Annotated in this window: 14 protein-coding genes; 10 read left to right on the top strand and 4 right to left on the bottom strand. The window is 72.3% G+C overall.

Features of this window, described 5'->3' with window-relative positions:
• Positions 1–187: 187 nt before the first annotated feature.
• Positions 188–1,438, top strand: coding sequence for an HNH endonuclease signature motif containing protein (locus PZ894_RS08200; protein WP_275744012.1), 1,251 nt, complete (start codon positions 188–190; stop codon positions 1,436–1,438).
• Positions 1,439–1,443: 5 nt separating this feature from the next.
• On the opposite strand, the gene PZ894_RS08195 is transcribed toward PZ894_RS08200, so the two are convergent.
• On the bottom strand, positions 1,444–2,007 hold the full coding sequence (locus PZ894_RS08195) for a winged helix-turn-helix domain-containing protein (protein ID WP_275744011.1): 564 nt from the start codon (positions 2,005–2,007) through the stop codon (positions 1,444–1,446).
• Positions 2,008–2,074: 67 nt separating this feature from the next.
• Here PZ894_RS08195 and PZ894_RS08190 point away from each other — a divergent pair, with 67 nt between their 5' ends.
• Complete coding sequence (locus tag PZ894_RS08190) at positions 2,075–2,644, top strand: dienelactone hydrolase family protein (protein WP_275744010.1); 570 nt, start codon at positions 2,075–2,077, stop codon at positions 2,642–2,644.
• Between the two features lie 61 nt (positions 2,645–2,705).
• Here the strand turns inward: PZ894_RS08190 and PZ894_RS08185 are convergent, their stop codons facing one another.
• The 3 genes from PZ894_RS08185 to PZ894_RS08175 all read right to left on the bottom strand — a co-directional run bounded on the left by PZ894_RS08185 (position 2,706) and on the right by PZ894_RS08175 (position 6,455).
• Positions 2,706–3,512 (bottom strand): PIG-L deacetylase family protein, encoded by an 807-nt coding sequence (locus PZ894_RS08185; RefSeq protein ID WP_275744009.1) that lies wholly within the window; start codon positions 3,510–3,512, stop codon positions 2,706–2,708.
• Between the two features lie 222 nt (positions 3,513–3,734).
• On the bottom strand, positions 3,735–5,780 hold the full coding sequence (locus PZ894_RS08180) for an acyltransferase family protein (protein WP_275744008.1): 2,046 nt from the start codon (positions 5,778–5,780) through the stop codon (positions 3,735–3,737).
• Between the two features lie 60 nt (positions 5,781–5,840).
• A complete protein-coding gene (locus PZ894_RS08175) occupies positions 5,841–6,455 on the bottom strand; it encodes a TetR/AcrR family transcriptional regulator (RefSeq protein WP_275744050.1) in 615 nt (204 codons plus the stop codon).
• A gap of 54 nt (positions 6,456–6,509) precedes the next feature.
• Between PZ894_RS08175 and PZ894_RS08170 the strand changes: the two genes are divergently transcribed.
• The 8 genes from PZ894_RS08170 to PZ894_RS08135 are packed head-to-tail and all read left to right on the top strand — an operon-like array spanning position 6,510 to position 14,708.
• Complete coding sequence (locus PZ894_RS08170; protein WP_275744007.1) at positions 6,510–7,262, top strand: SDR family oxidoreductase; 753 nt, start codon at positions 6,510–6,512, stop codon at positions 7,260–7,262.
• Positions 7,262–8,065 (top strand): SDR family oxidoreductase, encoded by an 804-nt coding sequence (locus PZ894_RS08165; protein ID WP_275744006.1) that lies wholly within the window; start codon positions 7,262–7,264, stop codon positions 8,063–8,065. Before PZ894_RS08170 ends, PZ894_RS08165 begins: the two co-directional genes overlap by 1 nt.
• The gene (locus tag PZ894_RS08160; RefSeq protein WP_275744005.1) at positions 8,062–9,108 is read left to right on the top strand and encodes a phosphotransferase family protein; all 1,047 of its coding nucleotides are present in this window, start codon (positions 8,062–8,064) and stop codon (positions 9,106–9,108) included. The genes PZ894_RS08165 and PZ894_RS08160 overlap by 4 nt, the downstream gene beginning before the upstream one ends.
• A 9-nt stretch (positions 9,109–9,117) precedes the next feature.
• Positions 9,118–10,347 carry an acyl-CoA dehydrogenase family protein gene (locus PZ894_RS08155; RefSeq protein ID WP_275744004.1) on the top strand — a complete coding sequence of 410 codons (1,230 nt, stop codon included), beginning with the start codon at positions 9,118–9,120 and terminating at the stop codon, positions 10,345–10,347.
• Complete coding sequence (locus PZ894_RS08150; protein ID WP_275744003.1) at positions 10,348–11,526, top strand: acyl-CoA dehydrogenase family protein; 1,179 nt, start codon at positions 10,348–10,350, stop codon at positions 11,524–11,526.
• The gene (locus PZ894_RS08145; RefSeq protein WP_275744002.1) at positions 11,523–12,590 is read left to right on the top strand and encodes an acyl-CoA dehydrogenase family protein; all 1,068 of its coding nucleotides are present in this window, start codon (positions 11,523–11,525) and stop codon (positions 12,588–12,590) included. The genes PZ894_RS08150 and PZ894_RS08145 overlap by 4 nt, the downstream gene beginning before the upstream one ends.
• Positions 12,591–12,594: 4 nt before the next feature.
• The gene (locus PZ894_RS08140; protein WP_275744001.1) at positions 12,595–13,758 is read left to right on the top strand and encodes an acyl-CoA dehydrogenase family protein; all 1,164 of its coding nucleotides are present in this window, start codon (positions 12,595–12,597) and stop codon (positions 13,756–13,758) included.
• An 11-nt stretch (positions 13,759–13,769) separates the two neighbouring features.
• Positions 13,770–14,708 carry an alpha/beta hydrolase gene (locus tag PZ894_RS08135; RefSeq protein ID WP_275744000.1) on the top strand — a complete coding sequence of 313 codons (939 nt, stop codon included), beginning with the start codon at positions 13,770–13,772 and terminating at the stop codon, positions 14,706–14,708.
• Positions 14,709–14,887 lie beyond the last annotated feature (179 nt).

Raw genomic sequence — 14,887 nt, 5'->3', positions numbered from 1 at the left:
ACCATCCCAGGGGTGCAGGTCTCGGTGGTGTCGAGACGGGACTTCGTCCCTCCTCAACCACCCGTCCACCGACACCAGTCCGGGTGTGGAGGAGGGCGCTGGATCGTGACCTGTTCGTGACCCAGACCCCTGTGGATTAGCGGGTTCTGAGCGTCGCAGTGTCGGTGGCCGGTGCTTGAGTAGACCCATGACAGCAGCGACCACACCACGACACCGGGTGTCGACGACGACCGCGCAGATGCGCGACCTCGCCGACACCGTGGCCGATGCGTCGGTGTGGTCGATGGACCCCGCCGAGACCGGGACCACGCTGGTCGAGCTCACCCGATTGGCAGCACAGGTCAGTGAGCTGCAGGCCCGGGTCGCCGCGCACGCCGACGACCTCCACATCGGGCACGAGGTCGGCGCCTCCAGTGCGGCGAACTGGCTCGCCCATGAAACCAAGGCGACGCGGGCGGAGGCGCACCGGGCGGTCCGGTTCGGCCACGCCCTCGAGGCCCACTCGTTGACCCGCGATGCCCTCGCAGCCGGACGGCTGTTGGTGGAGCAGGCGCGGGTGATCCTGCGGTGGGTCGACCGGCTCCCGGCCGACCTCGGCGCCGAGACCCTGGGCAGGGCCGAGCAGCATCTGCTGGAGCAGGCGAAGGATCACGACGCGAAGGCGCTCAACGTCCTGGGCCGGCACCTCTACGAGGTGATCGCGCCCGAGGAGGCCGACGCCCACGAGGCCGCGCAACTCGAAGCAGAGGAGACCGCCGCGGCGAAGGCGTGCCGGTTCACCCTCTACGACGACGGACAGGGCCAGGCGCACGGGACCTTCACCATCCCCACCTACCACGCCGCCGCGCTGAGGAAGGCGCTGACGGCGATCACCGCACCCAAGCACCAGGCCGCGACCCACGGTGCTGGTGCGACCGCCGAGCGCCGGCCGACCCCCGAGGCGCTCGGGGAGGCGTTGTGCGAGCTCATCGAGCGCTACCCCACCGACAAGCTCCCCCACACCGGTGGCGTGAACGCCACCGTCACCGTGCTGATCGACCTCGACGTCCTCCTCGACCGCCTGGAGAAGGCCTGCGTCCTCGACACCGGGGAGAAGATCTCACCCGGACTGGCCCGGCGGCTCGCGTGCGAGGCCGGGATCATCCCCGCCGTCCTCGACGGCCACTCCACCCCCCTCGACCTGGGCAGGAAGCGGCGGTACTTCACCGAGCACCAGCGGGTCGCGATGCTCCTCCGCGACCACGGCTGCACCGCCGAGGGCTGCGACCACACCACCGGACTCCACGCCCACCACCGCACCCGCTGGGTCGACGGAGGCCAGACCGACCTCGACAACGGGGTGTCCCTGTGTCACTGGCACCACAACCGCGCCCACGACCCCAGCTACGACACCACCTACCTGCCCACCGGGAAGGTCCAGTTCCACCGCAGAACGTGACGCCGCTACTCCGCTGTCGGCAGGGTCGGGTGGTCGGTGGGATAGACGCCGACCGCGAACCCGTACACGGTCTCGCCGGACCTGGGCATCCGGTCGAACTCATCGACCAGCTCGGCCATCCGGTCCCAGAACCGAGATGCCTGGTCCTCCGAGAGTCGTGCGTGCCGGATGAAGCCCCAGAGCCTTCCCTGCTCGAACGCCGGCGCGGACTCGCGCGCGGCCACCTCGAAGTCGTTGAAGTCGCGCGGCATCTCCTCGCCCGCGGGTGAGGGCTCGGCTGCTACGTGGAACATGCGCGCGGTGCGCCCGTAGGAGCGCTCCTCGATCGCCCGCACCTTTCGCGTGCGCACCACCCGGAGCAGGCCGTTCCGGGCGAGCACCTCGACGTGGTGAGCGACCGTGCTCTTGGGGCGTTCCAACGCCGCCGCCAGCTCGGTGACGGTAGCCGCACGCTCGTGGAGGAGCTGCAGGATCGTCGTGCGGAGCGGGTGACCGATGGCCTTGACCTGTGCTGGCGTCGTCAGCGCCAGCCGATCGGCCAGCGGGTAGTCCGGAGGGTTGTCCGCCATGATGAAAGAGACTAGCATCGCGGAATGTTCCAAAAGAGTCGATCAATGAGCAGGGGAGACCGCCGACATGGCTGAGGTGCTGCTGTACCACCACATCCAGGGACTCACCGACGGAGTCCGGGCCTTCGCCGACGACCTGCGAGAGGCGGGGCACACCGTGCACACGCCGGACCTGTTCGACGGCCGCACCTTCGCCAGCATCGAGGAGGGCTTCGGCTTCGCTCGTGAGGCGGGGTTCGACGCGATCCGGGAGCGCGGCGCGGCTGCGGCCGACGAGCTCGGGCCCGGGCTCGTCTACGGCGGGTTCTCCTTCGGCGTGACGATCGCCCAGCGGCTCGCGCAGACGCGCGCCGGTGCCCGAGGCGCACTGCTCATGTGCTCCTGCCTCCCGGTCGCGGAGTTCGGAGAGGCGTGGCCGGAGGGCGTGCCGGGGCAGATCCACGGCAAGGAGGACGACGAGTTCTTCGACGAGGACCTGCCTGCCGCACGCGAGCTCGCCGGCTCCACGAACGCCGTCGAGCTCTTCGTCTACCCCGGCGACCAGCACCTCTTCGCCGATTCGTCGCTCGACGCCCACGACCCCGAGGCGTCCGCGCTGCTGATGGAGCGAGTGCAGGCGTTCCTCGCCTCGGTCTGACCGGCCGGGCCCGGCGGACCGGTCGGTGGCGTCCCCGCCGCGGTGAGCGCCGGCCGGATCGTCAGGTCGCGCCTGCGCCGCCGTCCGCGGCGATGGCCTCGGCGAGCTTCATCGCCTCGAGCGCGATGGGCGGCGGCGCGTGGAAGTCGAACGCGCGGAACAGCACCGCGTGGGCGACACCCAGTCGCGGTCCGAAGACCGCGGTGACCCCGCTGATCATCGGGCGCGGCGGCGGGTGCCCGGGGATCCCGGCGAGGTACTCGCGGTGGGCCTCCAGCGACTCGATGCCGCGCTCGAGCGCGTCGCCCGTGACGTCGACGCCGTGGGTGGGCGCGTCGTCGCCCGCCACGAGCAGCCACTGCGGCGACCACGGCTCGAGGCCTTCCTCGAGGAGCTCGGGGAACACCCACCGGTTGCCGGCGTCCCGCACCGCGTCCAGGGTGGCCAGCCCGGCGACCCGGTGGTCCGCCTGGTTGAGGCCGGCGGTGAACTCGACCTCCCACGAGCCCACGACGACCGCATCGGGTCGGTAGCGCCGGATCGTCCTGGAGATGTCGCGACGCATCTCCAGCGAGTAGACGAGCACCCCGTCCGGGTAGTCGAGGAAGTCCACTTCGGACACGCCGACCGCGGCCGACGCCGCGATCTGCTCGCGCACGCGCAGCTGGGCCGTCTGCTCGGGCCGACTGGAGTCCATGCCGGCCTCGCCGCGAGTCAGCAGCAGGTAGGCGACGTCCACGCCGCGACTCGTCCACGCCGCCACGGCCGACGAGGTCCCGTACTCGACGTCGTCGGGGTGCGCCACCACGCACAGGACGCGCTCGAACGCGTCGTCCGGGAAGGGAGGCAACCTGCCGTCCGCGCTCATCCGGTGAGGCTAGCCCCGCCCGAGCGGCCGCGACAGCCCCACGTGGGCGATCGGCCGACTAGTGTCGTGCGTCGGATGTTGTTGAACGGTTGGCGTGCTCAGGGTGCGTGCGCTGCAAGGCGCCGGAGCGACGCCATACCCGCCCGTCTCGCGAGCTTCGGCAACGCAGCAGAGCGCGTGCCATGTGTGCGCGAAGCGCACAAGAACTTCCGACGCGCGGCACTAGTCCGGCACGAGCCCGGTGTCCTCGATGGCCGACCAGATCTGCTTGCTCCGCGCGATGGTGATCTCGCCGGTGAGGTGGTCCACGTTGCGCCAGACGACGACGTCGTCGAGCACGGGCAGGCAGACGGGAGCGTCCGGGCAGACGATCGGGTTCACGTCGACGGTCGCGACGTCGTCGCGCCTGGTGGCCACCGTGTCGTAGAAGCTGTCGACGGTCGGCCGCTCGATCGGCGGCACGACCACGCAGTCGCCGAGCGTCCGCGCCCGAGCGAGGCAGTCGAGCGGGTCGGGACCCTCGCTGTCGAAGCCGCCGGTGCCCATCACGCTGCGGATGATCACGAGCGGCGCACCGGTGTCACCCACCAGGTCGGCGGTGCGCTCGGTCGCCTCGAGCTGCAGCTGGGCGAGGTCGCCGGTGCTCCCGTCGCGGTCGACGATGTGCTCCTGCCACCGGTCGGCGCTGCGGGCCAGCGAGGTCGCGATCACCAGGTCGGGCTCCAGTTGCGGGAGTGTCTCGCGGTAGAAGTCGTCGCGAGCCTCGTGACACTGGTCCTGGTTGAGGCCCGACGCCCAGTCGTTGTAGAGCCCGTCCTGCCAGGGGCACGATGACACGATGTCGACGTACAGCTGGAAGCCCTGCTCCTGCGCCAGCCGCTCGAACGCCGGCGCGAGCATCCGCGCCTGGCTGTCGCCGACGAGCACGACGTGCATGCCGTCCCCGCGCGTCAGCAGGCAGTCCTCGATGGCGTCGGGCGTGCACCACTGGTCGTCCGGCCCGCGGTCCTCGGAGACGGCCTGGAAGTCGATGTCCGGCACCGGGTCGTCGAGCTTCGCCGAGGCCGAGTCCGGCACCGCACTGCCGCCGGCGGACCCGGCCACCGCGGGCGCCCGATCGGACTCGAGCACGGGCGGCACGACGGCGAAGGCGACCACCGCCGACACCGTCAGGCCACCGAGCACCGTCGGCCAGCGGTACGGCGCGAGGCGGGTCGACTGCCGGATCGGCCTCTCGAGCACGGCGGACGACAGTGCCGCCAGGCCGGTGCCTACCGCGGCGGAGAGCAGCGCGATCACCCACGGATCGGTGTCGAAGACCTGGTCGAGCACCAGGATCACGGGCCAGTGCCAGAGGTAGATGCTGTAGGAGATCCGGCCGAGGTAGGCCATCGTCGGCCGGCCGAGCAGCCACCCCACCGGCGAGCCGACGGCGTACACGCCGGCGATCGCGGCGACCGATGCCACCATCGCCAGGATGCCCCGTGTCGAGATCGAGAGGTCGACCAGGCCGCTGGCCAGCACCATGAGCGCGGCGACGCCGATCCCCGCGACGGCAGCCCCCCGCGCCGGGGTCCACCAGCCGGGTCCGTCGGCGCCGCGGTCGCGGCCGAGCTCCCGGAAGGCGACCGCGAGCGCGGCGCCCGCGAAGAGCTGGTAGAGCCGGGTGTCGGTGCCGTAGTAGGCCCGGTTGACGTCGATCTGCGCGTAGACGACCTGCGCGACCAGCGAGGCGGCGCCCAGCACCACCAGCAGGCCGAAGAAGAAGCGGCCGCGGTGCCTGCGCAGCTTCACCAGGAGCGCGACCAGCAGCGGGAAGACGACGTAGAACTGCTCCTCGATCGACAGCGACCAGAAGTGCAGGAACGGGCTCCGGTCGGTGTCGGTGGCGAAGTAGTCGTTGGCCGCGGCGATGAAGTGCCAGTTGGAGACGTAGAGGAGCGCCGACTGGGCGTCCTGCACGAGGGGAAGGCGCTCCGGCAGCGACGCGGTCAGCACGAAGAGCAGGCTGGTCAGCAGGACGACCACGACGGCGGCCGGCAGCAGCCGCCGGACCCGGCGGGCGTAGAAGCCGCTGAGGCTGAGGTGGCCGGCCGCGTCGACCTCGGCGAGCATGACGTTCAGCACGAGGAATCCGGAGAGGACGAAGAACAGGTCGACGCCGATGAAGCCGCCGGCCGCCCAGTCCGCGCCCGAGTGGTAGAGGAGGACCAGGTACACCGCGACCGTGCGCAGGCCGTCGATCTCGGGGCGGTATCTCCAGGACATGGCTGCGCCACGCTACCGGGGGGCCATGACCGCGGGCGATTCGCCGGATCGGTCCGTGGCTCAGGTCACGCCCACCATGCGCAGCGCCAGCACGCGATAGTGAGCGGCCACCTGGTCGGGGCTCCAACGGCCTTCGTCCCGGAACCACCGGGCGACGTCGACCCCGAGCGAGAGCACCGCGAGCGCGGTCATGTGGGGGTCCGGGGTCTCGAAGGCGCCACTTGCGACGCCCCGGTCGATGACGTCGCGCACCACCAGGTCGATCTGGTGGCGGATCTCGACGATCTCGGCGAGGTGCTCGTCGCTGAGGGCCGCGAGCTCGTAGTTGATGACGCGTGCTCCGGTGTGCACGACGGCGTGGTCGCGCACGAACTCCTCGACCACGCCACCGAGCTGCTGCACCGGGTCGTCGGTGCCGGCGACCGAGGCGCGCACCATCTCGAGCACGCGCTCGTGCCCGGCCCGGGAGAGCTCGAAGAGCAGCTCCTCCTTCGATCGGTGGTGCACGTAGAGCGCCGCCGGGCTCATGCCGGCCGCGGTCGAGATGTCGCGGGTCGTGGTGCCGTGGAAGCCGCGCGCGGCGAACGCCTCGACCGCCGCCCGGGCCAGCCTGGCCCGGGCGTCGGGACCGTCCGGGACCGGCCGGGTGGGGGTGGACGCGCTCACGAGGTGCATGGTAAGCAAGCGCTTAGTCACGCACAAGCGCGACGCACGGGAGAGGGAGGCAGCGTGGACCGACTCGCCGGCAAGGTCGCGATCGTGACCGGAGCAAGCCGCGGCATCGGGCTGGGCATCGCCCAGCGACTGGTCGACGAGGGCGCTCGGGTGTGCCTCACGGCGCGCAAGCCGGAGGCGCTCGACGAGGCGGTCGCCGCGCTCGGCGGACCGGACCACGCGATCGCCGTGCCGGGCAAGGCCGACGACCCGGAGCACCGCGCCGACGCCGTACGCCGCACGGTCGAGACGTTCGGCAGCCTGGACCTGCTGGTCAACAACGCCGGGATCAACCCGGTGCTCTCCAGCCTGGTCGACCTCGACCTCGGCGCCGCGCGCAAGATCGTCGAGGTCAACGCGCTCGGTGCGCTCGCCTGGGTGCAGGAGGCGCATCGCGCCTGGCTGGGCGAGCACGGCGGCGCGATCGTCAACGTCTCGTCGGTGTCGGGTGTGAAGCCGGCGCCGGGCATCGCGATGTACGGCGCGTCCAAGGCGATGCTGATCAGCCTGACCGAGTCCCTCGCGGTCGAGCTCGGGCCGAAGGTGCGCGTCAACGCGGTCGCGCCGGCGATCGTGAAGACGGCGTTCGCGACACCGCTCTTCGAGGGGCGTGAGGACGAGGTCGCCGACCTCTACCCGCTCAAGCGGCTCGGCGTCGTCGAGGACGTCGCCGGCGCCGTGGCCTACCTGCTCTCCGACGACGCCGCCTGGGTGACCGGCCAGACCATCACCCTCGACGGTGGCGTGACGCTCGCCGGCGGTCACTGATGTCCCTGCAGTCGAACGCGAAGATCGACGGCCGCGGCGTGGTCGTCACCGGCGCCGGCCGCGGCATCGGCCGCGCCCTCGCCGTGCGCATGGCCGCCGGGGGCGCGCGGGTCGTCGTCAACGACCTCGACGCGGCCAACGCGCGGGCTGTCGCCGACGAGATCGGGGGTACGGCGATCCCGGGCGACGTCACCGCGCCCGAGGCACTGATCGACGCGGCGACCGAGACGCTGGGCCGGGTGGACGTCTTCTTCGCCAACGCGGGCATCGACGGCGCCGGTGGCGGCGACAGCCTGCAGACCCCCGACGACGCCTGGGACCGGGTCCTCGACGTCAACGTGATGGCGCACGTCCGCGCCGCGCGCGTGCTCGTCCCGCGCTGGCTGTCCGACGGCGGCGGCGGCCGCTTCGTCGTGACCGCGTCGGCGGCCGGCCTGCTGACGATGATCGGCAGCGCGCCGTACTCCGTCACCAAGCACGCCGCGGTCGGCTTCGCCGAGTGGCTGTCGGTGACCTACGGCGGGCGGGGCGTCGACGTCCACGCGATCTGCCCGCAGGGCGTGCGGACCAAGATGCTCGAGGAGGCCGGCCCCCTGCAGGAGCTGCTGTCACGCGACTCGGCGCTCGAGCCGGAGCAGGTCGCCGAGGCCGCGGTCGCCGCGATCGAGGAGGGCCGCTTCCTGGTGCTCCCCCACCCGGAGGTCGCGGGCTACTACGCCGCCCGGGCGGGCGACACCGACCGCTGGCTCGCGGGCATGCGACGGTTGCAGCAGAAGGTCGACGCCGCAGGAGGGCTCGGATGAGCGACCTCCCCGGACTCGACCTGGCGGCGTTCCGTGCCTGGTACGACGGGCAGCGGCCCGGCGAGATCGGCGGCGAGCTCCGCGGCGAGGTGATCGCGGGCGGTCGCTCCAACCTCACCTACGCGGTCACCGACGGCGACCGGTGGTGGATCGTACGGCGGCCGCCGCTGGGGCACGTGCAGGCGACCGCCCACGACATGGGCCGCGAGTTCACGGTGATGAGCGCGCTGCAGTCGACCGACGTGCCGGTGCCCACGACGTACGCCCACTGCGCCGACGACGGCGTGCCCGGCGCGCCGTTCTACGTGATGGAGCGGATCGAGGGCACGGCCTACCGGCGAGCGAGCCAGCTCGAGGAGCTCGGCGCGGAGCGCACGGCGACGCTCGCGGGTCGGCTCATGGACGTGCTCGCGACGCTGCACCGGGTCGACCCGGCCGAGGTCGGGCTGGCCGAGCTGGGCCGGCCGGCGGGCTTCCTCGAGCGTCAGGTGCGCCGCTGGGGCAAGCAGCTCGAGGGGTCGAAGACCCGCGAGCACCCGGACGCCGAGGAGCTGCACCGGCTGCTGGCCGCCCGGGTGCCCGAGGACGACGCGACGGCCGGGCAGTGGTCGGGCATCGTGCACGGCGACTACCGCCTCGACAACGTGCTCACCGGCGCCGACGACGAGATCAAGGCCGTCGTCGACTGGGAGATGGCCACGCTCGGCGACACCCGCACCGACGTGGCGCTGATGCTGGTCTACGACCGGCTGGCGAAGCTGCCGTCGGCCGGCCTGGTCTCCGACGCGAGCTCGGCGCCGGGCTACCCGGACACCGCCACCCAGCTCGCGCGGTACGCCGCGGCGCTCGGCCACGACGACCCCGGCGGGCTCGGCGACATGGGGTTCCACCTCGGGCTCGCCTACTTCAAGCTCGCGGTGATCCTCGAGGGGATCAACTACCGCTTCGAGCAGGGCCAGACGGTCGGCGAGGGATTCGACCAGATCGGCGCCGCCTTCGACCCGCTGATCGCCGCAGGGCTCGACGCCCTCGGCCGCAACTAGAGGACTGACATGCACTTCGCGCACGACGAGCGCACCCAGGAGCTGATCGACCGGCTCGAGACCTTCATGGCCGACCGGATCGCGCCGTCCGGACCGACCTTCCACCAGCAGCTCGGCGAGCTCGAGGACCGCTGGGCGTGGAGCGAGGCACCGGTGCTCGAGGAGCTCCGGGCCGAGGCCCGCGAGCTCGGGCTCTGGAACCTCTTCCTGCCCCGGGAGCACGCCGACTCCCCCGGTCTCTCCAACCTGGAGTACGCGCCGCTCGCCGAGATCACCGGCCGCGCCGGACACCTCGCGCCGGCGGTGCTCAACTGCGCGGCGCCCGACACCGGCAACATGGAGGTGCTCTCGCTCTTCGGCACGCCGGAGCAGAAGGAGCGCTGGCTGCAGCCGCTGCTCCGGGCCGAGATCCGCTCCGCCTTCGCGATGACCGAGCCCGACGTGGCCTCCTCCGACGCGACCAACATCGCGACCCGCATCGAGCGGGACGGCGACGAGTACGTCCTCAACGGTCGCAAGTGGTGGATCACCGGCGCGATGAACCCGCACGCCGCGGTCCTCATCGTGATGGGCAAGACCGACCCGTCGGCCTCGCGGCACCGCCAGCAGAGCATGATCCTCGTCCCGCGGGACGCCCCCGGCCTGGAGGTCGTGCGCGGCATGGAGGTCTTCGGGTACGACGACCACGAGCACGGCGGCCACGCGGAGCTGCGGTTCACCGACGTGCGGGTCCCCGTGACCAACCTGATCGGCGAGGAGGGCGCCGGGTTCGCCATCGCGCAGGCCCGGCTCGGGCCTGGCCGGATCCACCACTGCATGCGGTCGATCGGCGTCGCGGAAGCCGCCATCGACCTGATGTGCCGGCGCGCCTCCCAGCGCGTCGCCTTCGGCCGGCCGATCGCGCAGCAGGGAGTCGTCCGCGACTGGATCGCCGAGTCGCGGGTGCGCATCGAGCAGCTGCGCCTGCTCGTGCTCAAGACCGCGTGGCTGATGGACACCGTCGGCAACCGAGGCGCGCACAGCGAGATCCAGGCGATCAAGATCGCGACGCCCCAGACCGTGCAGTGGATCCTCGACAAGGCGATCCAGGTGCACGGCGCCGGCGGCCTGTCGCAGGACTTCCCCCTGGCCTCGGCGTACGCCGGCATCCGCACGCTGCGGTTCGCCGACGGCCCCGACGAGGTGCACAAGAACTCGCTCGCCAAGGCGGAGATCGCCCGACACACGACGGAGGCATGAGTGGACGAGACCGAGCTGAGGGAGCGCGTCGACGCGCTGCTCGCCGAGCACCCGCCGGCGTCGACGCAGCGGATGGACTTCCTGCACGCGCGCTTCGACGCCGGACTCGCGTGGGTGCACTTCCCCGAGGGCCTCGGCGGGCTCGGCCTCCCGCGCAGCCTGCAGACGGTCGCGGAGAAGGCGCTCTACAAGGCGGGCGCGCCCGACAACGACCCGCGCAGGATCGGCATCGGGCTCGGCATGGCCGCGCCGACGATCCTGGCCTTCGGCACCGACGAGCAGAAGCAGCGGTACCTGAAGAAGCTCTGGTGCGGCGAGGAGGTGTGGTGCCAGCTCTTCTCCGAGCCCGGCGCCGGCTCCGACCTCGCCGGGCTCGCCACGCGCGCAGTGCTCGACGGCGACACCTGGATCGTGAACGGCCAGAAGGTGTGGACCTCGTCGGCTCACCTTGCCGACCGCGCGATCATGCTCGCCCGCACCGACCCCGACCAGCCCAAGCACGCGGGCCTCTCCTACTTCATCGTCGACATGCACGACCCCGGCGTCGAGGTGCGGCCGCTGCGCCAGATCACCGGCGAGGCGGAGTTCAACGAGGTCTTCCTGACCGACGTGCGCATCCTCGACTCCGACCGGCTCGGCGACGTCGGGGAGGGCTGGAAGGTCGCCAACGCGACGCTCTCCAACGAGCGCGTGGCGATCGGCGGTGGCGCGTTCCCCCGCGAGTTCGGCATGGTCATGAACGTCGCGAAGGCCTGGCGCGAGCGCCCCGACCTGCGCACGCCGGAGACCCACGAGAGGCTGCTGCGCGGCTGGATCGACACCGAGGTCGCGCGCATCACCGCCACCCGCCTGCGCCAGAAGCTGGCGGCCGGCGTACCCGGCCCCGAGGGCTCCGCGATGAAGCTCTCCTTCGCCCGCATCAACCAGCAGCTGTCGGCACTCGACGTCGACCTCCGGGGAGACGAGGGGCTGCGCTACGAGAGCTGGGAGATGCGCCGGCCGACCCACGTGGACTTCTTCGGACGTGACGCGGGCTTCCGCTACCTGCGCGCCAAGGGCAACTCCATCGAGGGCGGCACCTCGGAGGTGCTGCGCAACGTCGTCGCCGAGCGGATCCTCGGCCTGCCCACCGAGCACCGCGTCGACAAGGACGTCGCCTGGAAGGACCTGCCGCGATGACGCTCTCCCCATCCTCGGCCGCACCCGCCGACGTCTCGCTGCTGCCCGACGACGTCGAGACCGATCTGCGCGCGTCGGTGCGCAAGGTGCTCGAGAAGCGCGCGCCGACCGACCGCGTCAACGCCCTCTACGACGGGACGGACGACGTGACCGGCCCGCTGTGGTCGGCGTTCGTCGAGCTCGGCCTGCCGGGCCTGCTGGTGCCGGAGTCGCTCGGTGGTGCCGGAGCGTCGGCGCGCGAGGCGGCAGCCGTGCTGGAGGAGCTCGGCCGGGCGGCCGCGCCGTCGCCGTTCCTGACCTCCAGCGTCATCGCGACGACGGTGCTCGTCGCGCTCGGCGACACGACGATCCTGCCGGCGCTCGCCTCCGGCGAGCAGACCGCCGCGCTGCTGGTGCGGCCGACCGCCCGCCAGCACGGCCCGACCGCCCTCACGGCCGTGGGCCTGCCCGCCGACGTGCTCCTCCTGCCCGAGGGCGACGCCCTCTACGCGGTGCGGGGAGCAACGGTCACGCCGGTGTCCTCGCTCGACATGACGCGCCCGCTCGCCGAGGTCGACCTCGACGGCGCCGAGAGGACGCTCGTGTCCGCCGATGCCGCGGCCGCCGTCGACGCCGGCCTGCTGACGGGTGCCGGACTGCTCGCGAGCGAGCAGGTCGGCGTCGCCCGGTGGGCCCTGGAGACGACGATCGCCTACCTGAAGGAGCGTCGCCAGTTCGGCCGCGTCGTCGGTGGGTTCCAGGCGCTCAAGCACCGGCTCGCCGACCTCTACGCCGAGGTCGAGCAGGCCGACGCGGCGGCACGGTACGCCGCGGCCACGCTGGCACTCGGCGACGCCGACGCCCCGGTGGCGGTCGCCGTCGCCGGCTCGTTCTGCGCAGAGGCCGCCGTGCACGCGGCCGAGGAGGCGATCCAGCTGCACGGCGGCCTCGGCATGACCTGGGAGCATCCCGCCCACCTGCACCTGAAGCGCGCCAAGGCGGATGCGATCCTGCTCGGGTCGCCCGAGGCACACCGCGCCGCGCTCGGCGTACTCGTCGACCTTCCGGCACCGACGGCAGGATGACCACATGGACATGACGCTCAACGACGAGCAGCAGGCGTTCCGCGACCTCGCGCGCGAGTTCCTCGACCGCGAGGCGATCCCGCACCGCACCCAGTGGGACCGCGACGAGCAGGTGGACCTCGCGATCCTGCCGCAGATGGCGGAGATCGGGTTCTTCGGGCTCACGATCCCCGAGGAGTACGGCGGGCTCGGGGGCGACTACCTGACCTACGTGCTCGGCATGGAGGAGCTCGGGCGCGCCGACTCCGCGCTGCGCGGCATCGTGTCGGTCTCCAACGGGCTCTTCGGCAAGTCGGTGCTGGGCTTCGGCACGCCAGCGCAGAAGCAGGAGTGGCTGCCGCAGATCGCGAGCGGTCGGGCGCTGGGCTGCTTCGGGCTGACCGAGCCCGACACCGGGTCCGACGCCGGCAACCTCACCTCGCGCGCCCGCAAGGACGGCGACGACTACGTCATCAACGGCCAGAAGCTCTTCATCACCAACGGCACCTGGGCGAAGGTCGCGCTGGTCTTCGCACGCACCAGCGACCCCGAGACCCAGCCAGGGCCGCGGGGCGTCTCGGCGTTCCTGGTGCCGACCGACACCCCGGGCTTCGAGGCCCGCGAGATCAAGGGCAAGCTCGGGCTGCGCGGTCAGGCCACCGCCGAGCTGTTCCTCTCCGACGTCCGCGTGCCCGCCTCGGCGCTGCTCGGCGAGGAGGGCCAGGGCTTCAAGATCGCGATGACCACCCTCGACAAGGGCCGGGTCTCGGTGGCCGCCGGCTGCGTCGGCATCGTCCAGGGCTGTCTCGAGGAGTCGGTCGCCTACGCCACGAGCCGCACCCAGTTCGGCAAGCCGTTGGCGGGCTTCCAGCTGGTGCAGGAGCTGATCTCGGACATGTCGGTCGACGCGGACGCGGCCCGGTTGCTGGTGTGGCGCTGCGCCGACCTGATCGACCGCGGCGAGCCCTTCGGCACCGCCGCGTCGAAGGCCAAGCTGTTCGCGTCCGAGGCCGCCGTACGCGCGGCCAACAACGCGATCCAGGTCTACGGCGGGGCCGGCTACGTCGACGAGTACCCCGCGCAGAAGTACCTGCGCGACGCCCGCGTGATGACCCTCTACGAGGGCACCAGCCAGATCCAGAAGCTGCTCATCGGCCGCGCCGAGACCGGCGTCAACGCCTTCGTCTGACAGGAGACCCGATGCCCGTCGACCCGTCCCTCGCCAGCCTGCTCGAGTTCCTCGCGTCGGCCGGCAACCCACCGATGTCGCAGCAGACGCCGGCCCAGGCGCGCGCCGGCTTCCGCGCGCTCACCGTCGACCTGCGCGACCCTGCGGCGTTGCCCGCCGTGGCGTCGGTCGAGGACGTCGAGGTGCCCGGCGGTGCCGGCCCTCGACCCGCCCGCATCTACCGGCCCGACGCCGTGGGGCCGCTGCCGACGATCGTGATGTTCCACGGCGGCGGCTTCGTGATCGGCGACCTCGACACCCACGACCTGACCGCCCGGACCCTCGCGAACGGCGCCGAGGCCGTCGTCGTCTCCGTCGACTACCGGCTGGCGCCGGAGGACCCGTGGCCGGCCGGGGTCGAGGACGCGGTCGCCGCCACGCGCTGGGCGGTGTCCGCCCTCGAGACGCTGGGCGGCGACTCCCGCCTCGCCGTGGCCGGTGACAGCGCCGGCGGCAACCTCGCGGCCGTCACCGCCCAGACCATGCGCGACGAGGGCGTCGAGCTCGCCGGCCAGCTGCTGATCTACCCGGTGACCGACGGCGGCACGTCGTACCCCTCCCACACGGAGAACGCCGCCGGCTACTTCCTCGAGGTCGAGACGATGGTGTGGTTCGACCAGCAGTACGTCGGCCACCTCTCCGACGTCGACCGGACCGACCCCCGGCTCGCCCCTCTCCACGGCTCGCTCAGCGGCCTGGCGCCCGCGGTCGTCGTGGTCGCCGAGTTCGACCCCCTCCGCGACGACGGCCTGGCCTACGCCGCGGCCCTGGCGTCCGCCGGCGTGCCGGTGGAGGTTCGCACCTTCCCCGGCCTGGTCCACGGCTTCGTCGACATGGGCCGCCACTCCCCCGCCGCGCAGGCTGCCGTCGACGAGACGTTCGGGCTGTTCCGCAAGGTCCTGCGCGACTGACGGCGACGTCCACGGGTCAACCACCGGGTGCGGGTGGTCGTCGGTGGGTGAGGAAGGCGCCCTGGCGCCTGTCTCGAAACCACCGCAGGGGCCTCGGTGGTTGGGGAAGGCGCCCCGGCGCCTGTCTGTAAGGAAGGTTCCGGTGACTTTGCCCTCGGCCTCGGGGTCAGCTGGCGGGT

It is taken from the genome of Nocardioides sp. YIM 152315 (genome assembly GCF_029210375.1).
Taxonomy (GTDB): domain Bacteria; phylum Actinomycetota; class Actinomycetes; order Propionibacteriales; family Nocardioidaceae; genus Nocardioides.
Note: the sequence above shows the minus strand (reverse complement) of the source record. Positions and strands in the feature narration are given on the sequence as shown.

Excerpts from the sequence above, each read along its gene's own strand:
- PZ894_RS08145 (WP_275744002.1), top strand. The coding sequence starts at position 11,523 with ATGACGCTCTCCCCATCCTCGGCCGCACCCGCCGACGTCTCGCTGCTG.
- PZ894_RS08180 (WP_275744008.1), bottom strand. The coding sequence starts at position 5,780 with ATGTCCTGGAGATACCGCCCCGAGATCGACGGCCTGCGCACGGTCGCG.
- PZ894_RS08190 (WP_275744010.1), top strand. The coding sequence starts at position 2,075 with ATGGCTGAGGTGCTGCTGTACCACCACATCCAGGGACTCACCGACGGA.
- PZ894_RS08200 (WP_275744012.1), top strand. The coding sequence starts at position 188 with ATGACAGCAGCGACCACACCACGACACCGGGTGTCGACGACGACCGCG.
- PZ894_RS08160 (WP_275744005.1), top strand. The coding sequence starts at position 8,062 with ATGAGCGACCTCCCCGGACTCGACCTGGCGGCGTTCCGTGCCTGGTAC.
- PZ894_RS08155 (WP_275744004.1), top strand. The coding sequence starts at position 9,118 with ATGCACTTCGCGCACGACGAGCGCACCCAGGAGCTGATCGACCGGCTC.
- PZ894_RS08165 (WP_275744006.1), top strand. The coding sequence starts at position 7,262 with ATGTCCCTGCAGTCGAACGCGAAGATCGACGGCCGCGGCGTGGTCGTC.
- PZ894_RS08185 (WP_275744009.1), bottom strand. The coding sequence starts at position 3,512 with ATGAGCGCGGACGGCAGGTTGCCTCCCTTCCCGGACGACGCGTTCGAG.
- PZ894_RS08140 (WP_275744001.1), top strand. The coding sequence starts at position 12,595 with ATGGACATGACGCTCAACGACGAGCAGCAGGCGTTCCGCGACCTCGCG.
- PZ894_RS08135 (WP_275744000.1), top strand. The coding sequence starts at position 13,770 with ATGCCCGTCGACCCGTCCCTCGCCAGCCTGCTCGAGTTCCTCGCGTCG.
- PZ894_RS08175 (WP_275744050.1), bottom strand. The coding sequence starts at position 6,455 with ATGCACCTCGTGAGCGCGTCCACCCCCACCCGGCCGGTCCCGGACGGT.
- PZ894_RS08195 (WP_275744011.1), bottom strand. The coding sequence starts at position 2,007 with ATGGCGGACAACCCTCCGGACTACCCGCTGGCCGATCGGCTGGCGCTG.